The 23,412-nt window shown below is 31.5% G+C and carries 28 protein-coding genes, 1 tRNA gene and 1 other annotated feature; of the genes, 3 read left to right on the top strand and 26 right to left on the bottom strand.

Annotated elements, in window-relative coordinates; all coding sequences use genetic code 11:
- Positions 1-131: 131 nt before the first annotated feature.
- From rplL to L1S47_RS14730, 17 genes are all read right to left on the bottom strand, one after another.
- The gene (gene rplL / locus L1S47_RS14810; protein WP_238884302.1) at positions 132-497 is read right to left on the bottom strand and encodes a 50S ribosomal protein L7/L12; all 366 of its coding nucleotides are present in this window, start codon (positions 495-497) and stop codon (positions 132-134) included.
- Positions 498-534: 37 nt separating this feature from the next.
- Positions 535-1,041, bottom strand: coding sequence for a 50S ribosomal protein L10 (gene rplJ, locus L1S47_RS14805; RefSeq protein ID WP_238884301.1), 507 nt, complete (start codon positions 1,039-1,041; stop codon positions 535-537).
- Positions 1,042-1,075: 34 nt separating this feature from the next.
- Positions 1,076-1,205, bottom strand: a sequence feature (ribosomal protein L10 leader region).
- A 43-nt stretch (positions 1,206-1,248) separates the two neighbouring features.
- The gene (gene rplA, locus L1S47_RS14800; protein ID WP_202765680.1) at positions 1,249-1,938 is read right to left on the bottom strand and encodes a 50S ribosomal protein L1; all 690 of its coding nucleotides are present in this window, start codon (positions 1,936-1,938) and stop codon (positions 1,249-1,251) included.
- Between the two features lie 55 nt (positions 1,939-1,993).
- A complete protein-coding gene (rplK, locus tag L1S47_RS14795; protein WP_202765681.1) occupies positions 1,994-2,419 on the bottom strand; it encodes a 50S ribosomal protein L11 in 426 nt (141 codons plus the stop codon).
- 84 nt (positions 2,420-2,503) lie between these two features.
- Positions 2,504-3,025, bottom strand: coding sequence for a transcription termination/antitermination protein NusG (gene nusG / locus L1S47_RS14790; RefSeq protein ID WP_202765682.1), 522 nt, complete (start codon positions 3,023-3,025; stop codon positions 2,504-2,506).
- Positions 3,026-3,059: 34 nt separating this feature from the next.
- The gene (gene secE / locus L1S47_RS14785; RefSeq protein WP_202765683.1) at positions 3,060-3,293 is read right to left on the bottom strand and encodes a preprotein translocase subunit SecE; all 234 of its coding nucleotides are present in this window, start codon (positions 3,291-3,293) and stop codon (positions 3,060-3,062) included.
- 38 nt (positions 3,294-3,331) lie between these two features.
- A complete protein-coding gene (rpmG, locus tag L1S47_RS14780; protein WP_202765684.1) occupies positions 3,332-3,481 on the bottom strand; it encodes a 50S ribosomal protein L33 in 150 nt (49 codons plus the stop codon).
- Between the two features lie 164 nt (positions 3,482-3,645).
- The gene (gene tuf, locus L1S47_RS14775; protein WP_238884300.1) at positions 3,646-4,839 is read right to left on the bottom strand and encodes an elongation factor Tu; all 1,194 of its coding nucleotides are present in this window, start codon (positions 4,837-4,839) and stop codon (positions 3,646-3,648) included.
- 64 nt (positions 4,840-4,903) lie between these two features.
- Positions 4,904-4,979, bottom strand: a tRNA-Thr gene (locus L1S47_RS14770).
- Positions 4,980-5,064: 85 nt separating this feature from the next.
- The gene (sigH, locus tag L1S47_RS14765; RefSeq protein ID WP_238884299.1) at positions 5,065-5,709 is read right to left on the bottom strand and encodes an RNA polymerase sporulation sigma factor SigH; all 645 of its coding nucleotides are present in this window, start codon (positions 5,707-5,709) and stop codon (positions 5,065-5,067) included.
- A gap of 55 nt (positions 5,710-5,764) precedes the next feature.
- Positions 5,765-6,277 (bottom strand): NYN domain-containing protein, encoded by a 513-nt coding sequence (locus L1S47_RS14760; protein WP_202765652.1) that lies wholly within the window; start codon positions 6,275-6,277, stop codon positions 5,765-5,767.
- Between the two features lie 19 nt (positions 6,278-6,296).
- Positions 6,297-7,163, bottom strand: coding sequence for a 23S rRNA (guanosine(2251)-2'-O)-methyltransferase RlmB (rlmB, locus tag L1S47_RS14755; RefSeq protein ID WP_238884298.1), 867 nt, complete (start codon positions 7,161-7,163; stop codon positions 6,297-6,299).
- Positions 7,164-7,165: 2 nt separating this feature from the next.
- A complete protein-coding gene (locus tag L1S47_RS14750) occupies positions 7,166-7,588 on the bottom strand; it encodes a Mini-ribonuclease 3 (protein ID WP_275297857.1) in 423 nt (140 codons plus the stop codon).
- Between the two features lie 159 nt (positions 7,589-7,747).
- The gene (cysS, locus tag L1S47_RS14745; RefSeq protein ID WP_238884297.1) at positions 7,748-9,145 is read right to left on the bottom strand and encodes a cysteine--tRNA ligase; all 1,398 of its coding nucleotides are present in this window, start codon (positions 9,143-9,145) and stop codon (positions 7,748-7,750) included.
- 36 nt (positions 9,146-9,181) lie between these two features.
- Entirely contained in the window at positions 9,182-10,876 is a 1,695-nt protein-coding gene (locus L1S47_RS14740) for a proline--tRNA ligase (RefSeq protein ID WP_238884296.1), read from the bottom strand.
- Between the two features lie 294 nt (positions 10,877-11,170).
- A complete protein-coding gene (gene ispD, locus L1S47_RS14735; RefSeq protein ID WP_238884295.1) occupies positions 11,171-11,848 on the bottom strand; it encodes a 2-C-methyl-D-erythritol 4-phosphate cytidylyltransferase in 678 nt (225 codons plus the stop codon).
- Between the two features lie 19 nt (positions 11,849-11,867).
- A complete protein-coding gene (locus L1S47_RS14730) occupies positions 11,868-12,953 on the bottom strand; it encodes a PIN/TRAM domain-containing protein (RefSeq protein WP_202765657.1) in 1,086 nt (361 codons plus the stop codon).
- 264 nt (positions 12,954-13,217) lie between these two features.
- Here L1S47_RS14730 and L1S47_RS14725 point away from each other — a divergent pair, with 264 nt between their 5' ends.
- A complete protein-coding gene (locus L1S47_RS14725) occupies positions 13,218-13,616 on the top strand; it encodes a DUF1573 domain-containing protein (protein ID WP_202765658.1) in 399 nt (132 codons plus the stop codon).
- Positions 13,617-13,702: 86 nt separating this feature from the next.
- Here L1S47_RS14725 and disA read toward each other — a convergent pair whose 3' ends face one another.
- The 4 genes from disA to L1S47_RS14705 form a co-directional block, all read right to left on the bottom strand.
- Complete coding sequence (gene disA / locus L1S47_RS14720) at positions 13,703-14,767, bottom strand: DNA integrity scanning diadenylate cyclase DisA (protein WP_202765659.1); 1,065 nt, start codon at positions 14,765-14,767, stop codon at positions 13,703-13,705.
- 15 nt (positions 14,768-14,782) lie between these two features.
- The gene (gene radA / locus L1S47_RS14715) at positions 14,783-16,147 is read right to left on the bottom strand and encodes a DNA repair protein RadA (RefSeq protein ID WP_202765660.1); all 1,365 of its coding nucleotides are present in this window, start codon (positions 16,145-16,147) and stop codon (positions 14,783-14,785) included.
- 193 nt (positions 16,148-16,340) lie between these two features.
- The gene (gene nagB / locus L1S47_RS14710; RefSeq protein ID WP_202765661.1) at positions 16,341-17,078 is read right to left on the bottom strand and encodes a glucosamine-6-phosphate deaminase; all 738 of its coding nucleotides are present in this window, start codon (positions 17,076-17,078) and stop codon (positions 16,341-16,343) included.
- Positions 17,075-17,797 carry a GntR family transcriptional regulator gene (locus tag L1S47_RS14705; RefSeq protein ID WP_238884294.1) on the bottom strand — a complete coding sequence of 241 codons (723 nt, stop codon included), beginning with the start codon at positions 17,795-17,797 and terminating at the stop codon, positions 17,075-17,077. The genes nagB and L1S47_RS14705 overlap by 4 nt, the downstream gene beginning before the upstream one ends.
- Positions 17,798-17,995: 198 nt before the next feature.
- Here L1S47_RS14705 and L1S47_RS14700 point away from each other — a divergent pair, with 198 nt between their 5' ends.
- Complete coding sequence (locus L1S47_RS14700) at positions 17,996-18,223, top strand: glutaredoxin family protein (RefSeq protein ID WP_202765663.1); 228 nt, start codon at positions 17,996-17,998, stop codon at positions 18,221-18,223.
- A 50-nt stretch (positions 18,224-18,273) separates the two neighbouring features.
- On the opposite strand, the gene L1S47_RS14695 is transcribed toward L1S47_RS14700, so the two are convergent.
- Both L1S47_RS14695 and L1S47_RS14690 read right to left on the bottom strand, forming a co-directional pair.
- Positions 18,274-19,434, bottom strand: coding sequence for a hypothetical protein (locus L1S47_RS14695; protein WP_238884293.1), 1,161 nt, complete (start codon positions 19,432-19,434; stop codon positions 18,274-18,276).
- Entirely contained in the window at positions 19,424-19,984 is a 561-nt protein-coding gene (locus L1S47_RS14690; RefSeq protein ID WP_238884292.1) for an RNA polymerase sigma factor, read from the bottom strand. Before L1S47_RS14690 ends, L1S47_RS14695 begins: the two co-directional genes overlap by 11 nt.
- Before the next feature lie 203 nt (positions 19,985-20,187).
- Here L1S47_RS14690 and L1S47_RS14685 point away from each other — a divergent pair, with 203 nt between their 5' ends.
- A complete protein-coding gene (locus L1S47_RS14685) occupies positions 20,188-20,424 on the top strand; it encodes a DUF1292 domain-containing protein (protein ID WP_202765666.1) in 237 nt (78 codons plus the stop codon).
- Between the two features lie 113 nt (positions 20,425-20,537).
- Here the strand turns inward: L1S47_RS14685 and L1S47_RS14680 are convergent, their stop codons facing one another.
- From L1S47_RS14680 to L1S47_RS14670, 3 genes are read right to left on the bottom strand one after another with little or no spacing between them, the layout of a single operon-like run.
- A complete protein-coding gene (locus tag L1S47_RS14680; RefSeq protein ID WP_238884291.1) occupies positions 20,538-21,998 on the bottom strand; it encodes an NADP-dependent glyceraldehyde-3-phosphate dehydrogenase in 1,461 nt (486 codons plus the stop codon).
- Positions 21,999-22,015: 17 nt separating this feature from the next.
- Positions 22,016-22,237, bottom strand: a complete 222-nt coding sequence (locus L1S47_RS14675) for a glutaredoxin family protein (protein ID WP_238884290.1) — start codon at positions 22,235-22,237, stop codon at positions 22,016-22,018.
- Positions 22,237-23,178, bottom strand: a complete 942-nt coding sequence (locus L1S47_RS14670; RefSeq protein ID WP_238884289.1) for an NAD(P)/FAD-dependent oxidoreductase — start codon at positions 23,176-23,178, stop codon at positions 22,237-22,239. The genes L1S47_RS14675 and L1S47_RS14670 overlap by 1 nt, the downstream gene beginning before the upstream one ends.
- Positions 23,179-23,412 lie beyond the last annotated feature (234 nt).

Below are 23,412 nucleotides of genomic sequence, written 5' to 3'. Positions count from 1 at the left end.
ATAATATCATAACAAATTTGGTATGTCAATGCTAATTAAGAATTTAAACCCTAAATTAACACTTTTTTAAAGCTATTTTAAAGAAACTAAAGAGGTGCTAATAATAGCACCTCTTTTATGCTAAACAGAAATTATTTTACTTCAACTTCTGCTCCAACTTCAGCTAATTTAGCTTTGATATCTTCAGCTTCTTCTTTAGCTACAGCTTCTTTTAATGTCTTAGGAGCTCCGTCAACTATTTCTTTAGCTTCCTTTAATCCTAATCCAGTTATTTCTCTAACAACTTTGATAACTTTGATTTTGTTAGCTCCAGCGCTAGCTAAAACTACATCAAATTCAGTTTTTTCTTCAGCAGCAGCTCCTGGTGCAGCAACACCTGCAACAGCTACTGGTGCAGCAGCACTTACTCCGAATTCTTCTTCACAAGCTTTTACTAAATCATTTAATTCTAAAACGCTCATTGCTTTTATAGCGTCAATTATTTGTTCCTTTGTCATTTTTAGCACCTCCGAAATTTTTTAAACTTTTTATTTTTTATTCAGCTGATTCTGATTCTTTTTTTTCTTTAACTGCATTTAATAAGTATGCAAAATTTGATATTGGAGCCTTGAAGCTTCCAAGAAGTTTCGCAATAAGAACTTCCTTTGGTGGTATGTCAGCAAGTTGTTTAACTTTTTCTGAATCATATACTTCTCCAGCTACTAAACCAGCTTTTAATTCTAATTTCTTATGACCTTTAGCAAAATCATTTAACACTCTAGCAGGAGCTGTAGCATCTTCATAACCTATTGCTATAGATACTGGTCCTTCTAAATATTGAACGATTCCTTCATGGCCTAACTCTTTTGCTGCTAATGTTACTAAAGTATTTTTATATACCTTGTATTCTATACCAGCTTCTCTAAGACTCTTTCTAAGTTGAGTATCTTCTTCAACTGTTAATCCTTGATAATTTGCAAGAACAACTGATTGAGCTTTCTCTAACTTTTCTTTAATCTCAGCAACTTTTGCTTCTTTTAATTGTCTATTTTTGTTTGCCACTGTGTGTCCACCTCCTCACAGTCTATTACTGCTTTTTATAATTAAGAAAGGGTCTCTCCGCAGACCAGGAAAGACCCATTACATTCAAATGTATGGAACCCTCGGTAGGTCGATATACGTTATGCATTAGCACCCACTGTCTACGGTACACCTATTCAGTTATCACAACGAAATCAATTCTACCATAAGGATTGATTTTTGTCAATATTATTCTAAAACTTTAACAGGATTAACTTTTACTCCAGGTCCCATTGTAGCTGATAAAGAAACTGACTTAACGTATTGTCCTTTTGCAGCTGCTGGTTTAGCTTTAACTATAGCTTCCATTAAAGTACGGAAGTTATCAGCTAATTTTTCTACTCCAAAAGATTTCTTTCCGATTGGGCAGTGTACTATAGCTGTTTTATCAACTCTGTACTCAACTTTACCTGCTTTAATATCTGCTATTGCTTTAGCAACATCAAATGTAACTGTTCCTGATTTAGGGTTTGGCATTAATCCCTTAGGTCCTAATACTCTACCTAATCTACCAACAACACCCATCATATCTGGAGTTGCTACAACTACATCATAATCAAACCAATTTTCACTTTGAATTTTTGTAACTAGTTCTTCTGCTCCAACGAAATCAGCTCCAGCAGCTTCTGCTTCCTTTGCTTTATCTCCTTTAGCGAAAACTAATACTTTTACTGATCTACCAGTACCGTGTGGTAATACTACAGCACCTCTTACTTGTTGGTCAGCATGTCTTGGATCTACACCTAATCTTACGTGTATTTCTATTGTTTCATCAAACTTTGCTTTAGCTGTTTTAACAGCTAAATCTAATGCTTCTGATGGAGTGTATAAAGCACTCTTATCAACTAATTTTGCACTTTCAACATAATTCTTTCCCATATATTAAGCCTCCTTTGTGGTATTAACGGTTTTTACCTCCCACCGATTCAAGAAATTATTCGACTACAGTTACTCCCATACTTCTAGCAGTACCTTCAATCATACTCATAGCAGCTTCAACTGATGCAGCATTTAAATCTGGCATCTTTAATTCAGCTATTTTTCTAACTTGTTCCTTAGTTATTTTACCAACCTTAGTTCTGTTTGGTACTCCTGAACCACTTTCTAATCCTAATTCCTTTTTAATTAAAACAGCAGCTGGTGGAGTTTTTAGTATAAAACTAAAAGATCTGTCTTGGTATACTGTTATAACTACTGGTATTATTAAACCAGCCTTATCAGCAGTTTTAGCATTGAACTCCTTACAGAATCCCATTATATTAACCCCATGTTGTCCTAATGCTGGACCAACTGGTGGAGCTGGTGTTGCTTTTCCTGCAGCAAGTTGAAGTTTAATCATTCCTGTTACTTTCTTAGCCATCTGTTATTCCTCCTATACTGTGGTAATACGGGCTTATGCCCTCCCACTTAATTAAGACCTTGGTCTCTATTTGTAAAATTAGTATTAAACTAATTTTTCAACTTGATTAAATTCTGCTTCGATCGATGTTTCTCTACCGAAGAATTCAGCTAAGGCTTTTACCTTGCGCTTTTCAGTGTTTACTTCTACTATTGTAGCAACCATGTCCTTAAATGGACCTGATGAAATCCTAACACTTTCTCCTACTTCTAAATAAATCTCCTCAGGAATATCTACAACTCCCATTGAGTCAACTTCTTCATCAGTTAGTGGAACTGGTTTGGATCCTGGACCTACAAATCCTGTAACTCCTCTTGTATTTCTTACAACATACCAAGAGTCGTCATTCATGATCATTTTCACTAAAACATATCCCGGAAATTTCTTTTTAAGTGTAACCTTTTGTTTACCATCTTTTTCTTCAACGGATTCTTCCATCGGAACTTGCATATCATGTATTAAACCTTCAAGTCCTCTATTCTCTATGGTCTTCTCAAGGTTTGCCTTAACTTTATTTTCATATCCCGAATATGTGTGTACTACATACCATCTAGCTCTTTCACTCATATTATACAGATGAACAGCTCATCCAAACCTCCCTTTATTTTAATTTAAAAATTAATTCAAAGAGGTTTTTAAAAACAAGGTCGAACCCACCTACTAACACTATGTAAAATAGTGTAAAGGCTATTGTTGCTATAAAGGCTTTCTTTGCTTCATTCTTATTAGGCCATGTTATTCTCTTAACTTCAGCCTTAACCTCTCTAAAAAACTTAACAATGCCTGCTTCTTTTTTTGATGCAGACTCTTTTTTAACCTTGCCATTGACAGCCATTTTTATTCACATCCTTAAAATTGCTGAAACCTAAAAGATTATTTTGTTTCTCTGTGAAGAGTATGTTTTTTACAAAACTTGCAGTACTTTTTCATTTCTAATCTATCTGGGTCATTTTTCTTATTCTTCATTGAGTTATAGTTTCTTTGTTTGCACTCTGTGCAAGCTAAAGTTATCTTTACTCTCATGGTCTGCACCTCCAGTTTATTATATATAACGTAAACTAAAACACAGTATATAAATATACACTATGTCAGTTACTTCATTACATTATCACAAATATATAACAAAGTCAATAATTTGTTCCTATTTAAAGGACCAGGTGTCAAACCCAGTCCTTGAATATTCTGTATTATTTAACTATAGTAGTAACAACTCCAGAACCTACAGTTCTTCCACCTTCTCTGATTGCGAATCTTAATCCTTCATTCATTGCGATTTCAGTGATTAATTCAACATTCATGTCGATGTGATCTCCTGGCATTACCATTTCCATTCCGTCTGGTAATTTGATTGATCCTGTTACGTCTGTTGTTCTGAAATAGAATTGTGGTCTATATCCATCGAAGAATGGAGTATGTCTTCCGCCTTCTTCTTTCTTTAATACGTAAACTTGACCTACGAATGCTTTATGTGGGTTTACTGATCCACTTTTAGCTAAAACTTGACCTCTTTCGATATCAGTTCTTTGAACACCTCTTAATAATGCTCCGATGTTATCTCCAGCTTGTGCTTCGTCTAGTAACTTTCTGAACATTTCTATTCCTGTTACTACTGTCTTTCTTCTTTCTTCACTTAATCCAACTACTTCTACTTCGTCTCCTACATGAAGAATTCCACTTTCAACTCTTCCAGTTGCAACTGTTCCTCTACCAGTGATTGTGAATACATCTTCTACTGGCATTAAGAATGGCTTATCTGTTGCTCTTTCTGGTGTTGGAATGTAGCTATCTACTGCATCCATTAAGTCTAAGATTGGTTGAATCTTAGCTTCATCAGTTGGGTTTTCTAATGCTTGTAATGCTGATCCTTTAACTATTGGAATATCATCTCCTGGGAAGTTGTATTCGCTTAATAGTTCTCTTACTTCCATTTCTACTAATTCAAGTAATTCTTCGTCATCTACCATATCTGCTTTGTTTAAGAATACTACGATATAGTCAACTCCTACTCTTGATGCTAGTAGTATATGTTCTCTTGTTTGAGGCATTGGACCATCTGCTGCTGATACAACTAAGATAGCTCCATCCATTTGTGCTGCTCCTGTTATCATGTTCTTAACATAGTCAGCATGTCCTGGACAGTCAACGTGTGCGTAGTGTCTGTTTTCTGTTTCATACTCTACGTGTGCTGTGTTGATTGTAATTCCTCTTTCTTTTTCCTCTGGTGCTTTATCTATATCTGCATAGTTGAATGCTTCTGCAAATCCCTTGTTTGCTAATACTGTTGTGATTGCTGCTGTTAATGTTGTCTTACCGTGGTCTACGTGACCTATTGTTCCAATGTTAACGTGTGGTTTGTTTCTTTCAAATTTTGCCTTTGACATTGTTTGATTCCTCCTTATAACTTTTTTAATAAACTTTGCCTAGCGTTTAGTTTTTAGAAAAAATTGGAGCTCACGATCGGGATTGAACCGACGACCTCCGCCTTACCAAGGCGACGCTCTACCGACTGAGCTACGTGAGCAACTTAAGTATATATATGTATATCATATATATACCAATTATAAAGTTTACTATCCCAATATTCATTTGTCAATATATAATATAATTTAATTACTATAATTGAGGCATTTTTCCAATTTTCTCTTAACCCTTTGCAATGCATTGTCTATGGACTTTGCATGTCTATCTAAATCACATGCTATTTCTTGATAAGATTTACCATCCAGGTATGAAGTAAGAACTTCCATTTCAAGCTCAGTAAGAGTTTTAGATATTTCTTTTTCCATTCTTTCCATTTCTTCTTTACTTATTACAAGTTCTTCAGGATCAGTTATTTTAAGTCCTGATAATATATCTAATAAGGTTCTCTCGGATTCTTCTTCATATACCGGTTTATTAAGTGACACATAAGTATTAAGAGGTATATGTTTTTGTCTTGTAGCTGTTTTTATTGCAGTTATTATTTGTCTAGTCACACACAATTCTGCAAATGCTCTAAAAGATGAAAGTTTGTCAGGATTAAAGTCTCTAATAGCCTTATATAAGCCTATCATTCCTTCTTGATATATGTCTTCTTTATCTGCCCCTATTAAAAAATATGATTTAGCCTTAGTTTTTACAAAACTCTGAAATTTACTTATTATGTATTCTTGTGCTCTAGTATTACCACTCTTAGCTTTCGAAACTATCTCTTCATCTGCTAAATCTATAAATTCTAAGAAATCTTTAACAGGCTTTTTTCTATTCTCCATGACAATCCCCCCTTTGCAAGCAAATAACCATAATTAAACAATAATAAAATTTTGTTTACCTACTTCGTCTTATTTTATTTAATTTCTCTAAAACCATTTCATCTAAGCTATCTTCAAGTAAATTCTTTTTCCCCTTAGTAATCTTCTCAGTTTCAGATTTTATTTCTTTTTTCATTTGAATAGTTTCATGATAAAATTCCAGTGCCGAAATGCGCGTGGCCCCTCTTTGAAATATTGTTTGTTGTTCAAGCCAATCTGATGTAACAACCCAAATCTCAAATCTTCTGCCTAATTCATTTACACTTCTTTCAATATAACTATCTGCCGTTTCTCCATCCTTTGTAAAAATAACAGTTAGCCTACTATCAATAATCTCTTTTTTTTCTAAATTTCCGCCAACCTTGTGAGCATCAAATACTATTTCTATATTACAATCATCAAAATTCGCGAAATTTTGCAAAATTTCAATAAGTTCTTGTCTTGCTGCTTCATAACTATAGGTTATGGCTTTTTTCAGATTGGGCCAAGAGTTTATTACATTATATCCGTCAATAAATATTTTTTTCAAAACCCCATCACTCTCAGATCTATTTTTTTATTATTCTAGATTTTAATACTTCATACATCATTATACCACCTGCAACTGAAGCGTTTAAAGAGTTTATTTTACCCACCATAGGTATTTTAACTAATTTATCGCATTTTTTTAGTGTAAGATTTGATATGCCTTTTCCCTCACTGCCTATTACTATTGCACAAGCTCCAGAAAAATCTTCTGAATAGCTATACTCTTCGCCATCAATATCTGCACCATATACCCATAATCCTTTTTCTTTAAGTTCATCTATTGCCACATTTATATTTGTTACCTTTGCTATTTTCATATATTGAACTGCACCAGCTGATGATTTGTATACTGTTGGAGTTACTCCGACATTTCTTCTTTTCGGAATAATTATACCATGAACTCCTGATAATTCAGCAGTTCTTATTATTGATCCTAAATTATGTGGATCTTCTATTTCATCTAAAACTACTATAAATGGTTTTTCGTTCCTATCCTCTGAAACCTTTAATATTTCATCTATAGTGCAATATTTAAACGGAGTAACAATAGCCATAACCCCTTGATGAACTCCGGTTTCAGTCATTGAATCTAATTTCTTTCTATCAACCTCTTTAATTACAATTCTCTTATCTTTTGCCAACTTAATTATTTGCTTTATTGAGCCTTCTACATCACCTTTAGCTACCATTATGTATTCTATGGTTCTATCAGATTTAAGTACCTCAATAACAGCATTTCTTCCTTCAACCAAATCCTCTCTTATTGGTTTTTGTTCGTCCTTGTCACTATTCCTATCAAATCTTCTATCTTCTGATATTTTTGCTTCATTTCTTTTAGTATCATTTCTTTTGGTATCATTTCTTTTTTCTTCAAATCTCTTTTTCATTACTAGTTCTCCTTTATAAGATTTTCTTCAACAGATTTAAGTAAGATAAAATTTAATCTTTCTTTATCACCAATCAAATATAGGTATCCTACCAAAGCTTCAAAACCTGTAGCTGCTCTATATTCTGTTACATCCGCATTTTTAGGAACAGTTGCTGATTTAGTGTTTCTCCCTCTTTTATATATGTAGTATTCTTCCTCTGTAAGCTGTTGTTCTATTCTCTTTATTATTTCACTTTGCGCATGAGCTTTTACATACTTAATTGCTTCTAAATGAAGTTTATGTGCCGATAACTCGCAGTTTTTATTTAATATATAATTTCTTATAAAAGTTTCAAAAACTCCATCACCTACAAATGCAAGTTGAAGTGGATTCAACCTACGAGCTTTATCACTTGAAAATTTTTCATAAAGTAAATTATCCAAAATAGATTCTCCTTTATTTTGTATTTAACCTTTTAATTATATCACATTTGTAAATAGTAGTTAATATTTCTACTTATGCAACATTTAAATAAATACTGTCCCAAATATCATTTATTAATTTTCTATAGAAAAAGAGAGCTTTTACAGCTCTCTTAAATATTATATCTTCTTCCACCTTACACCTTGAGGTGTATCTTCCAAAATTATTCCTCTACTCTTTAAATCATCTCTAATTTTATCAGCCAATGCAAAATCTCTATTCTTTCTTGCATTTTGTCTCTCTTCTATTAGCTTTTCTACTTCTTCTTCCAAGCTAACCTTAGTTGATTTTTGTAGTATACCTAATGGATTTCCTAATTCTCTAATTATACTTAATGCCCCATTTACTAATTCTTTTGAAGATTCTACTGTAATATTTGAATTTATATCTCTTGATAAATCAAAAAGTACAGAAATAGCATCAGCAGTATTAAAATCGTCATCCATTTTTTCAATATATCTTTGTCTATATGAATCTAGAGACTCTAAATATTTCTTTTCATCTTCACTAATTTCTTCTCTTTTTACTTCATCTAACAAGCTTTCTAAATTAGATATAGCATTGTACAGTCTTTCTACTGATGCCTTAGCTGAATCTAAAAGCTCATCAGAGAAATTAAGCTGAATTCTATAATGCCCTGATAGCATTAAAAATCTTATTACATCTGCATCATATTTTTCAAGTGCATCTCTTGCTGTAAGAAAGTTATTTAAAGACTTAGACATTTTCTGATTATTAACATTAAGAAATGCTGCATGCATCCAGTAATTTGCAAATGGTTTACCTGTTAGTGCTTCACTTTGAGCTATCTCATTCTCATGATGTGGGAATACTAAGTCTGAACCACCGGCATGTATATCTATAGTATCACCTAAAATATTTTTTGCCATGCATGAACACTCAATATGCCAGCCTGGTCTTCCCTTACCCCATGGGCAATCCCAACCTGGTTCACCTGGCTTTAAGGCTTTCCATATTGCAAAATCCATTGGATCTTGCTTTCTCTCATCTACTGATATTCTAGCACCTGCCTGCAAGTCTTCTAAACTTTGTCCTGAGAGTTTTCCATAACTCTCAAAATTCTTTGTTTTAAAATATACATCACCATCAACTTCATATGCATATCCTTTTTCAATTAACTCTTCAACAAATGAAATTATTTGATTTACATATTCTGTGGCTCTAGGGTTAACTGTAGCTCTTTTTATATTTAATCCATCAGCATCTTTATAATATTCAGAAATATATCTATCTCCAATTTCCTTTAATGTTGTTTCTTCCTCATTCGCTTTAGTAATTAATTTATCATCAATATCAGTAAAGTTTTGTACGAACTTAACATTATATCCTCTATATTCAAGATATCTTCTAATGGTATCAAATACTATAAAAGTTCTTCCGTTTCCTATATGAAAGAAGTTATATACCGTAGGTCCACACACATACATTTTTACCTCACCTGGAGTTATTGGTATAAACTCTTCTTTTTTTCTCGTTAATGTATTATATAGCCTCATTTTTTACCTCCTTTTAAATTTTTTATATTAACTATTTTAATCCAATTGATTTTTCACTTTATTATATACTTCATCTATATTAATTACTTCAATATCTGAAGAATTTCTTAGTTTAAATTCAATTTGTCCTTCTGTTATTTTCTTACCAACAGTTATTCTCATAGGAATTCCTATCAAATCTGAATCCTTAAATTTAACTCCTGCTCTTTCATTTCTATCATCCATAATTACTTCTACATGCATACTCTTAAGCTTATTATAGATTTCTTCTGCAACTTTCATTTGCGCTTCATCTTTAATATTTACTGGAATTACTGAAACATGATAAGGAGCAACTGATATTGGCCATACTATTCCATTTTCATCATGATGTTGTTCAATTATTGAAGCCATAGTTCTAGTTACACCGATGCCATAGCAACCCATGATAAATGGTTTTGATTCTCCCTTTTCATCGATAAAATTAGCATTCATAGATTCTGAATATTTTGTTCCAAGCTTAAATATGTGTCCAACTTCTGTTCCTCTTGAAATAGTTATTTTAGCTCCACAATGAGGACATATTTCCCCTTCAGTGATATTTCTATAATCTCCAAGCTTTCCATCAAAATCTCTTCCGTAGTTTACGTTTGATAAATGATATCCAGTTTCATTAGCTCCAACAATAAAATTGTACATGTTTGATACTTCATTATCAACTAATAGTTCATCAACTTTTATTCCTATTGGTCCTGCAAAACCTATTGCTGCACCTGTTGCCTTAACAACATCTTCTGAGCTTGCCATCTCTAATTCTATAACTCCGCCTAAAGCATTTGCTACTTTAGTTTCGTTAACTTCTCTATCTCCTCTAACCATTACTGCAACTATCTTACCATCTGCATTATAAATAAGAGTTTTAACAAATTTCTTAGCTGTAGTATTAAAGAACTTTATTAATTCATCTATAGTTCTTACATTTGGAGTTTCAACTTTTTCAATTTCTTTTAATTCAGTTGCTTCCTCTTTTTCTGGTGTTGATGGAGCTTTTTCTATATTAGCTGCATAATCACAAGCTGTACAGAATACCACATCATCTTCCCCTACTTCAGATTTAACCATAAATTCTGCCGAGTTAGACCCACCGATAGCACCTGAATCTGCTTCAACACATTTTGCATCTAATCCACATCTATTAAATATCTTAACATATGCTTCATGCATTTTATCATAACTTAAATCTAATCCTTCTTGATCTTTATCAAAGCTATAAGCATCCTTCATTATAAACTCTCTACTTCTCATAACTCCGAATCTAGGTCTTCTTTCATCTCTATATTTTGTTTGGATTTGATATAATGTCAATGGTAGTTGTTTATATGACTTTATTTCATTTCTAGCTATATCTGTAAACACTTCTTCATGAGTTGGTCCTAAACAAAAATCTCTTGAATTTCTATCTTTTAACCTGAACATCTCTGCTCCATATGCATCCCATCTGCCGGATTCTTGCCATAATTCAGCTGGAAGCATAGCAGATGCTAGGAATTCTTGTGCTCCTGCATTATCCATTTCTTCTTTTACTATTTGCTCAATGTTTCTTAATACCTTTAATCCTAATGGCATATAATTATATATTCCTGCTGCCATTTTTCTCATAAGACCAGCTCTTAACATAAGTTTATGACTTTCTATTTCTGCTTCTGCTGGCACTTCTCTTAATGTAGATACTAACATATTTGACATCTTCATATTAATAATACCTCCAAGTCTATTTCTAATTAAAAAATAAAAAAAGTCCACCCTGTATTAGGGCGAACTTATAGTCGCGGTACCACCTAAATTTGTACTCTAGTAATTTTAACGGTATTAAACCGATAGTTTTTGCCTACAACTCCGAAGCGGGTTCGAAACAGGTGAAAATCTCACAGCCTAGGATTCTCTCTCTGAAAAGTAGTTTCTACTATTCTTCATCAATGCTTTGCATATTAATTTTTGTTTTTTATTATATCTAGTTTTAATAATCCTGTCAACAACATGCTAAAATCAAATTAAATTTTCAGCGATAATTAAATCCTCAGGCGTTGTTATTTTTATATTATTATAATCTCCATGATATAAAAATACTTTTTCTCCATAAAGTTCGGCTACCATAGTATCATCTGTAACTACAGTTCCCTTTTCTCTAACACTTTCATGTGCCTTTAATATCAAGTTATGCTTAAAACTTTGCGGTGTTTGAACAGCAAATAAAGTATTCCTATCGGGAGTTTCTTTTGAAAACCCATTCTCTCCAATTACTTTAATCGTATCTTTTGGAGTCACACCACATGCTGCTGCCCCATATAATTTAGCATATTTTATACCATTTTCTATTATTTCATTAGAAACAAATGGTCTAGCTCCATCATGAATTAAAACTATTTCAGCATCACCCTCAATTGATTTTAATCCATAGTATACGGAGTCACTTCTTTCCTTCCCACCAGAAACTATTTTCCATACATTTAAGTTATATTTATATAAAATATTTTCTCTGCAGTATTCAATTTCATCCTCTGGTAGGACTAGTACAACCTTATCTATATTCTTGTTTTCCAAAAACTTTTCAAGTGTATAATATAAGATTGGTCTTCCTTTTAGTTCAATAAATTGTTTGCTTATATCTGCTGACATCCTTTTACCTTTTCCACCAGCAACTATAACAGCAACTACTTTATTCATATTTTTTCATTCCCAACTATTATGCTTCTTTTTGTCTTGCAAATATCATTCTACCTGCTGCAGTTTGAAGAACTGAAGTTACTACAACATCTAATTCTTCTCCTATAAATCTTCTTCCACCTTCAACAACTATCATAGTACCATCATCAAGATAAGCAACTCCTTGGCCTGATTCTTTACCATCTTTAATAACTTGTATCCTCATCTCTTCACCTGGTATTACAACTGGTTTAATTGCATTAGCAAGTTCATTTATATTTAAAACTGGAACTCCTTGAAATTCAGCAACTTTATTTAAGTTATAATCATTTGTTACAACCTTGCCGTTTAATTTTTGTGCAAGCTTAAGTAACTTAGAATCAACTTCAGCTATTTCTGGAAAGTCCCCTTCCCATATTTCAACTTCTATAGCTAATTCTTTTTGAATTTTATTTAGTATATCAAGGCCTCTTCTTCCTCTATTTCTTTTTAAAGAATCTGAAGAGTCAGATATATGTCTAAGTTCATCCAAAACAAAACTCGGAATAACCAATGGACCTTCAACAAATCCAGTTTGGCAAATATCAAATATCCTTCCGTCAATTATAACTGATGTATCTAGAACTTTTGCTATTCCTTTTACTTTTGACTTTTTTTCCTTTGTGCCTCTTTTAATCGAAAGAAGTAAATTCGTTATATCTTCTTTTTTCTTTATAGAAACATCTGCACCTATAACCGCTGCTATAATATTCACCATAGTAAACATTATAGGTCCAATTATAGGATATAGTTTATTAAGAGGTAGCGATATAAGTGTTGTTATAATAAGTACAATTATTGCACCTACAGCTCCAAAAATTATCTCTGAAGCACTTAAACGCTGCATACTTTTTTCTACATATTCAATTAGCCTAGTAATTCCATTATAAATAAATGGTGATAACAAAAATAATATAATTCCAAATAAAACAGTTATAAGTCCTAAAAATGATACCTTACCGAAAGTTGAATTTGCAAAGAATCCCAAATCAGCAATCACTTCAATTTTCAAAAGAGCATCTCCAATTATGAATCCAATAATAAGCCCAATTACAGAAAAAACTATTCTTAATATCTTCTTTAACATCCTTTCACCTCCTTCGTGTAAAAACTTAGATATTTATCATTTTTTTAATATTATATCACATTCCCAGCGATTATATATTAATATTTAGATAATTTTAATTTAATTCAATTCTATTTCAAATTATTATCCCCCTATCAAAAATAAGAAAATTGAATTATCATAAATACATAATCCTACTTCACCCCATTTAACTATTATTGACAAAAATGTATTAAAATATTTATAATTAATATAAGCATAACAACCGTGTGAGGAGTTGATAGCATGAAAGATGTAATTTTTGATGATTTCCAAAACTCTGTAAATGAATCCTTGTTAAGGCATAAAAGTATTTTAGATATATTAAGCAAACTTTCTGAATCCCAATCAAAAGTTAATAGAGCTGTAACAAAAGCAGTAACTAATTGTGGTTGCATTAAAATAAATGCTTCTCGTCAAATACTACCTTCTGATGAAGATTCACTAGAAAACTTAGATAATTGTCTAAAATCACACTTAGAGGGACAATTGTGTGATAGTTGTAGAGAAATAGTAGAAAGAGAAATTGGTAACAATCTCTTCTATCTAACATCCCTATGTAATACTCTTGATTTAAATTTATATGATATCTTGATTAAAGAAAATGACAAAATAAATACTTTAGGGAAATTTACTTTTAGATAATAATAGGTAGAAACCTTTGTTTCTACCTATTATTATTCCATGAAATTACATTAATAATCTCAACATTTAAAATTTTTAAATAAATTCTATACTTGTTTGTTTAATTCAACTTGTTCTTCAATTCTTCTTAAGCCATTTCTTATAGCTTTTGCTCTAGCTTCCCCAATTCCCTCAACTTTATCTAGGTCATCATTTGTTGCTTCAATAATATTTTTAAGTTCTCTAAAATGTTTTACTAGGTTTTCAATTACTGATGATGGTATTCTAGGAATCTTACTTACAATTCTATAACCTCTTGGTGATATTAACGTATCTATTAATGAAACTCCATCAAAGCCTAACTTCTTACCTATAGCATCTAAGTCTAATAATTCTTCTGAAGTTAACTTTTGTATTTCCTTATATATATCATTAAAATCTAAGTCAAGACGGCAATAATCTCTAATCAGTAGTATCCCATCCTGTTCGATACTCTTAACAAGTTCTGCAAGTTGCATAGAAATTAATCTACCTTCATTTCCTAACTCTACAATATACCGTTCAATTTCTCCTACAATTCTCATTACCATTTCAGTTCTTTGAATTGCAGTAATTACATCAAACAATGTTGTTAAGTCTTGGAATTCTAGTACATTCAAGTTATTTTTAACTCTATCTAAAACTGCAACATATTTTTCAAGTGTTTGTATTGCCTGATTTGCTCTTGCAATTATTGCTGATGTCTCTCTTAAAACATACTTTAAATCGCCTTTATATATTGTGATTATATTTCTCCTTTGAGATATAGCAACTACAATAACTCCTGTTTCCTTAGCCACCCTTTGAGCAGTTCTATGTCTTGTTCCTGTTTCGAATGTCGGTATTGTTGAATCTGGAACCATTTGAACATTTGCATAAACTATTCTTTTAAAGTCAGAGCTTATTACAATTGCTCCATCCATCTTAGCTAACTCATATACATAAGATGGAGTATATTCTGAATTAATTTTAAATCCCCCATCTACCAATCTCATTACTTCTTCATTATCACTAAACACTAAAAGTGCTCCAGTTTTTGCTCTTAAAATATTCTCAAGTCCATCACGTAGTATTGTTCCAGGAGCTAATATCTTTAATATTTTTTTAATTTCTTTATCCTGTTCAATCCTCATACTATCACCTAATTCCTAAAAAATCTTATTTATTACCTCTCTTAAACTAGAAACTCCTATTACATTAACTCCTTTAGCATCCAGCTTATCTTTATTTCTATATGGAATGATAACATGTTCAAAGCCCATCTTACTTGCCTCATTAACTATTCTTTCACAAGAAGAAATAGGTCTAATTTCTCCAGTTAACCCAACTTCCCCTACTGCCATCATCTTAGATAGTTTAAAATCTTTGTTTTTAATTGATGATAAAAGTGCTAATGCAACACCTAAATCTCCCGTTGTTCCATCAATATTTAATCCACCAACAACATTTATATATACATCACAGTTGTAAAAAGGTATTCTAAGTTTCTTTTCTAAAACTGCTAATATTAAACTTAATCTTGAATTATCTATTCCAACTGCTGTTCTTCTTGGCATAACAGCTTTAGTTTCTGTAACTAATGCTTGAATTTCTACCAATATAGGTCTAGAACCTTCCATTATTCCTATTACTATAGATCCTTCTTGACTTCCGTCTCTTTCTTGAAGAAATAATTTTGATGGGTCATAGACTTCAACTAATCCTTCTCCCATCATTTCAAAAACTCCAATTTCTCTTGTGGTTCCAAATCTATTTTTCATTGTTCTAAGTACCCTAAATTCCTCGGTTCTTTCTCCTTCAAATGAAAGAACTGTATCAACCATATGTTCTAGTACTCTAGGTCCTGCAAGTTCCCCCTGCTTAGTTACATGTGCAACTATAAATAGAGGAATATTATTACCTTTGGCAATTCTCATAATTGCATTTGAACATTCTCTAACTTGAGATACTGATCCAGGTGCTGAGGTTACACCTTGTTTATACATGGTTTGAATAGAATCTATAATTACGAAAATAGGTGATAATTCATTTATATGTGCTTCAATAATTTCTAAATTAGTTTCCGATACAATATATAAATTTTGAGAGTCTACGCCTAACCTATCCCCTCTTATTTTAATCTGCTCTTCTGATTCTTCACCAGATACATATAATACTTTCCCATAATTTTTAGCTATGTTTTGAGCTGTTTGGAGAAGCAAAGTAGATTTACCTATTCCAGGATCTCCTGAAATTAATGTAAGGGATCCTTTTACAAGTCCTCCACCTAGAACTCTGTTCAACTCTTTTATTCCTGTATTAAATCTTTCTTTTTCACCAGACTTAATTTCTCCTATATTCTTTGGAATACTCGATGGATTTAACGCTATACCTCTACTTTTAGCAGTTTCTTTAGTATCCTTTACTTCCTCCTGGAAGCTATTCCACGCGTTACAATCTGGACACTTACCCATCCACTTTGGAGACTCATATCCACATTCTTGACATATGTACACAGTTTTTATCTTCGCCATTTTTCACCAACCTCAATTGTTATATTATAACAACTCTTAATTATAATAACATATATTTATTTTAATTATAATACTCTTACTATATATTTATACTAGAAAATATGCAAATATAAAAGCTCCCTAGAATACCTAGGAAGCTTTTATATGTTCGGAAAATCTTAAGGGACTTAAATCTATATTATATCGATACTTACTATTTTAAATTTTCTAGTTTAGAAGCTGCTGCTTCATCTATTACTACTACAACATCTCTGTGCATTTGTACCATTGATGCTGGAATTTGAGTTGTTATCTTTCCATTTATAACTTTGTTTATAGCTTCTGCTTTTTCTGCTCCGTTAGCAATTAATAGTATCTTCTTAGCCTTCATTATTCCGCCTAATCCCATTGTTACTGCTTGAGTTGGAACTTCGTCTTTTGAAGCAAAGAATCTTGCATTAGCTTCAATCGTACTTTCTGTTAAGTTTGTTAAATGCGTACCTAAATCTAATTCTTCACCTGGTTCATTAAAACCAATGTGTCCATTACTTCCGATTCCAACTAATTGTACATCTATTCCACCTAAAGCTTCAATTTTCTTATCATACTCTGCACCTTCTGCATTTATATCTTTTGCTAATCCATTTGGAACAAAAGTATGGTCTTTTCTTATATTTACATGATCAAAGAAATTTGAGTTCATAAAATATCTATAACTTTGATTATGATCTCCTGATAATCCAACATATTCATCTAAATTAACTGATGTAACTTGAGAAAAATCAACTTTCTTCTCTTTATACATATCTATTAATTCCTTATACATTCCTACTGGAGTACCTCCAGTTGCAAGTCCAATAACTGCGTTTGGTTTTTCATTTACTACCTTAGCTATTTCTTCTGCTGCTAATCTGCTCATTTCTTCATAAGATTTTGCAATAATTACTTTCATTTTAGTTTCCCCTCTCTTCTTGAAATATTAACTTGTAATATATATTTGTCACTCCTATATATTGACTCTTCAACAAACAATACTTTCTTTGGTCCCATAAATGTTCTATTGTAGGTCTTTAATAAAGGAACTTCTTTATCTACATTAAAAATTTTCTTATACTCATCATTCATGAGTACACCTCTTATTTCAGATTCAGAATGATCTACAACATAACCGAACCCTTCAAGTATTTTAAAAAGTGATCCTTTTAGCATTTCCTTATCTATATATCCGCAATAAGCGCATGGAATATACACTAATTCATTTGCTATTACTTCTCCATCTACTATTCTTACTCTGTTAATTAAATATATTTGTTCAAATGGAAATACTTCTTGTAATTCAACTGGAGTTTCAATTACCTTAAATTCGATTACTTTGGTCTCCAAACTTCTTCCAGTTTTTTTTATGATTTCTGAAAAACTCATCATATCTTCCTGTTTAACTTTTGGATCGCATACAAAGGTACCTTTACCTTTTTCTCGAATCAAAATCCCCTCTTGTACGAGCTCTCCCAACGCTTGTCTAATTGTCATTCTTGAAACACCATAAGTTTCTGTCAATTCTCTCTCGCTTGCAATACATTCTCCAACTTTCCAAATACCATTAGTAATTTTGTTTTTAATGTCTTCTTTAAGTTGATAGTATACTGGGATAGGACTATTTTTATCTATCATAATTGATTCCTCCTAATATTATTATATCAAAATTTCTATAGATGTCTAGACCACTAGATAAGTTTTTTTTATTTTTTTTCACATATAACATTATAATCTACATATAATAATGATGAAAAGTGTTGATTTTTCCTACTGTATAGGCTAAAATATTATTAATAAATAATAATTATTATTTAATTGAAAGGTGTGACGTTCATGGTAAAAGTATATACAACTAATTCTTGTCCTTGGTGTGTTAAGGCTAAGAATTATTTAAAATCTAACGATATAGCATTTGAAGAATTAAATGTTCAAGATGATATGCAAGCTAGAGAAGAAATGGTAAGTAAATCTAGACAAATGGGTGTGCCTGTATTAGATATTAATGGTACAGTTATTGTAGGATTTGACAAACCTGCTATAGATAAAGCTTTAAGTTTATAATTTATACCTATAAAGGGACTTGGAAAAACTCCAAGTCCCTTTTATTGATCTCACCACTTATACCCGTTAACTGAACCCCAACTCCAATCACAGTCGTATACCTTCCAATTTTCATTTTCTTTAATTAGTAAAAATTGATAAGAATATTCTCCTGTACCCAGTTGTGCTATTTTATTAGCTTCCTCAGTTAAGGTTTTAAATACTTTAATTCTTACAAATTTATATTCAGTATTTTTTATTTTATCAAATTTATCTTTATTTTGATTTTTATAATAATTTATTACATCTTCATCTACGCCCATAAAATCTCTTACTTCTAGGCTAACTACATCACTGTCTTTATTTTCGATAGAGTTAATTTCTTCACTGATAGAATTATTTTTTGAACTTAAATTTTTTAGGCTAATCTTATCATTATTTGAATAAGCTTTTAAAAATTGTAGTGCTACTTTTTCAGTTTCATCACTAGGTCTTTCTTTTATATCGTACTTTATTCCTGAATTTTTATTATTCTCAAAATACTTTTCTAATGAACTTAAGAATTCATTCGTCATCCCTTTTGTAGCTACATTACCATATCCATACAGTTCTCCTTCACTATCGTTTGTCCAAATTATATTATATCCTCCAGCTTCTCTCTTCATTGGTATAACTATTTTATCAACCTTACTATTACTTTCACTACCGCTGAATTCGGTAATATTTATTCCCTTATCATATTCTATATTTAGCAATATATCTCCATTTGCTTCATAATTATCATAGATGCCTGCTTCTGTAATAAATGACTTTACCATAGTATTATCTTTTCTTAAAATAACATCTCCAAGAGTGGTGTATATATTATTCAATAAATTTTCATCCTTTATTGGAATAACTACACTACCATTCGATAAAGTTACTCTGCTGGCTGCAAGTAAGGTTTTTGTCTCTCCACCTCGTGATACTTCATTATTTGCCACCTTATTTGCCACCTTACCTCGACCTGTTATATCTAAAACTCTTATGGATATAGCTATAGGAATAAAAACAACTATAGCTGCAATAGCAATCTTCATAACTGTATTACTAAAGACAGTCTTTTTTCTGCTTTCTTTATAGGATGATTTATCCAATATGTTTTTATAAATATCTTGGGATTTTCTTTCTTCTATTTTCTTATTCTCCACATTATCTGTTAAAGATCTTTTTACTATTTCATTAAATTTCATTGATAGCTACCTCCTTCTTCTCTAAGGCTTCTTTTAAATATTTTTTGCCATTATGAAGTCTAGATTTTGCCGTTCCTTCAGAAATATCTAGTATCTTTGAAATTTCTTTTATTGATAAGTCATTATAATAAAATAATATAATAGGAACTTTTAATTTTGGTGAAAGGTTATTTATTTCACTAAAAATAATATTTGAACTTTCTGCTGTGCTTACATACTCTTCTGGGTCATATGAATCATCTATTTTTTCAAAATTAAGATTACTTGTAAAATCGAAAAATTCTACAATTGAATAAAACTTCTTAAAATAGCTTCTACAACTATTAACCGTAATCTTATATATCCATGCTTCAAAAGCTTCTGGATTCTTTAGTGTATGAATATTATTAATAATTTTAATAAACACCTCCTGCACTACATCCTCAGCTTGAGTATTATTATTTAAAATTAGTAAAGCCGTTCTATATATCTTATCTTTGTATATCTCATAAATGTGCCTAAATTCATCCTTGTCACCATTTATGAAATTTCTTATTATCTCATAATTCATAGCTCTCCCCCTATCCTTCACTTAATAGACAAGGCCTTTAATAAAAAGGTTCACTTTTATTTTAAAATTTCCAGTCCTTTTTTAGTTTTCCATTATGTAACTATAAATTGATTATAAATAAAAAGCTTTTAAAAATACATGTAATTTATTTATTTGATTATGAGAATAATAAATAAGTAATATTATTTAAGGAGTGATTTTTTATGAGAGAAAAAAGAAAGATGACTTTTACAGATGAAAATGGAGATAAAGTTAGCTACACAATTTTAGATCAAGTTCTTATTAACTCTAGCGAGTATGTTATCATGGCTCCAACAGATAATGAGAAAAAGCTTGAATTCTACAAAATAAATTTTGATAGCAAATTGAATGAAAGTCTTACTGCTATTGAAAGCGAAAGTGAAATTTCTATGATTAAGGATGTAGCACATATTAGTTAATCTATCTAATTATCATTTAAAAAACATCTTTTTGTCTTTTGTCCTTTAATTTTATATTAAAAATAAAAAAGAACTATATTTCAATAATTTCTTGAAATATAGTTCTTTTGATATTATTCGCCTATATTTAAAACTATAGCTTTACGCCTAGACATTGCTTCAATTGAATATCTAATACCTTGAGTCCCTATTCCAGAAGCCTTTGTTCCTGTGAATGGGAAGTGGTCTGGTCCTCTTTCTGGTTTATTATTAACTTGAACTGTTCCTACATCTACTTTATCAGCTACATAAAATGCTTTATCTATATCTTTAGTAAATACTGAAGACTGTAATCCATATTTAGATTTATTAGTAATATCTATTGCTTCATCTACATCCTTAACTCTTATAATTGGAAGTACTGGACCGAAAGGTTCTTCCCATGCCACTCTCATATCTTGAGTTACATAATCAAATAGTGTTGGGTAAATTAAATTACCTTCTCTATTTCCTCCAACTAAAAGTTTTGCTCCTTTATCTTTTGCATCTTTAATTAGTTCCTCTACATAGTCAGCTGCAGCATCATCTATTAATGGTGCTATATTAACATCTTCCTTTAAAGGATTTCCTACCTTTAAAGTCTTAACTTTCTCTTCTACTTTTTTAACTAATTCATCTGCTACTTTATCTACTACTAATATTCTTTTTACAGCAGTACATCTTTGACCCGAATATGAATATGCTCCAGAAACAATATTCTTAGCTGCTAAATCAAGATCTGCATCCTCTAATACTATTGCAGCATCCTTACCTCCTAATTCCATTAGTAGTGGTGTCATAGTTGATATCTTGGAAATATGAACTCCTACTTCTGTACTTCCTGTAAAATTAATAAAATCTACAAGTGGATGTGTTACTACATAATCACCAATTTCGCTTCCTCTTCCAGTTATAGTATTTAAGACTCCTGCTGGAACTCCTGCTTCTTGGAATACTCTAACTAAGTGAAGTGCACTTATACTACCTTGAGTTGCAGGTTTTAGAACTACACTATTTCCTGCCATTAATGCAGGAGCTATTTTTGATGCTGATAAGTTTACTGGATAATTAAAAGGTGATATAGCAAGAACAACTCCTAATGGAACTCTATTTACTATACTTATCTTACCTTTTCCTGTGCCTGGGAATAAATCTCCTGGAACAGTTTCTCCAGTCATATTTTTAGCAGTATCTGCAGTAAATCTTATATAGTCAGCTGTTCTATGAACTTCTGAAACAGCACTATTTCTATCTTTTGCAATTTCTCTTATCATAACTTCAGCTATCTCTTCTGCATTTTTATCTAATAAATCAGCGGCTTTTAACAATATTAAAGCTCTCTCATTTAATGGTATCTTGTTCCAACCCTCTTGTGCATCTCTTGCATTAGCAATTGCATTATCTGCTTCTTCTTTACTCATGGCTTGAACTTTTCCAATTACTGACCCATCACATGGAGATTTAATTTCTATGAGTTTACTTGTTTCACTTGTAACCCAATTTCCACCAACTAGGTTTCTGTAAATATTGTTTTCACAACACAAATTCTTAAACATGTTTTTTACCTCCTTTTCTATAAAGCCTGATCAATTTTATCCCTATCAAATCCTACTATTATACTACCGTTTATATCTATAACAGGTACACTTCTTTGTCCTGATACCCTAAATACTTCTTCTCTATTTTCTTTAGCATCAGCTACTATAATTTCTTCATACTTAACGCCTTTAATATCAAAATATTTTTTAGCTTTAACGCACCAAGGGCACCAATCTGTTGAATATATTTTTACCATTACTTATCTCTCCTTTGTTCTACAATATATTTTTCAGCATCTAATGCAGCTATAGTTCCATCCGCAACAGCAGTAGTTATTTGTCTAAATTGCTTTTCCCTTACGTCTCCAGCTGCATACACGCCTTTTACATTAGTTCTCATATTTTCATCTGCAATTATATATCCTGCCTTAGTTAAATTTAAATCGTTCTTGAATAAGTCAGTTTTAGGTTCTGTTCCTATATATCCAAATACAGCATCCATTGCAATTTCCTTTTGTTCTCCTGTAACTGTATTTTTAATAATTCCTCTATCTATGAAGCTTTCTCCTTCAACATTTACTAAATCCCAGTTATACATTACTTCAATCTTAGGATGATTTAGTACTTCATGAAGTGTAGCTTTCTCTCCTTTAAAATAATCATATCTTCTTATCATAATTACCTTTTTAGCAAACTTTGTTAAGAATAATGCCTCTTCTAAAGCTGAATTTCCACCTCCAACTACTGCGATTACTTTATCTTCATACATTGCGCCATCACAAACAGCACAATAATGTACTCCCTTACTAGTGAATTTTTCTTCATTAGCTAGTGGAAGTTTCTTAGGAGTTGCCCCTGTTGAAATTATTACAGCTTTTGGTTTATAAATATATGAATCTGTTTCTATTATCTTTTCATTATCAGTTAACTTAGCACTTTGCACTGAATCAAATTCATCAATTACTGCTCCAAGCTCCTCTGCCTGCTCCTGCATTAAATCTGCAAGTTTTCCGCCCTCAACTGTTTTGAAACCTGGATAATTTTCTATAGTATAACTTGTTCTCACCTGTCCACCTAATACAGCATTTTCTAAAAGCATCATATTAAGCTTAGCCCTTGCTGCATATATAGCTGCAGTCAACCCAGCTGGTCCTCCACCAATTATCATTAATTCTATATCTTTTATCTCTTTGCTCATATATTGCTTCACTCCTCACTTACCCCCCAGGGGTATGTCTAGTTTTATTATAGCATACTTTATTTCGATTTCAAGTATTTTCTAATAAAAATTATTAATTAACAATTGTATCACAATCTTCTCCTATACCTATTATTATTCTTCAAAATTATAAATAATACTCTTCACTTTTTCCCTAAAAAATCGTCAAGGAGATTATGAACCGTAGATTTTTTTATAGGAACTTATAATGTT

The organism is Clostridium sp. YIM B02551 (assembly GCF_022324735.1).
Lineage (GTDB): Bacteria > Bacillota > Clostridia > Clostridiales > Clostridiaceae > Clostridium_T > Clostridium_T paridis.
This window is presented reverse-complemented; position numbering and strand designations above follow the sequence as displayed.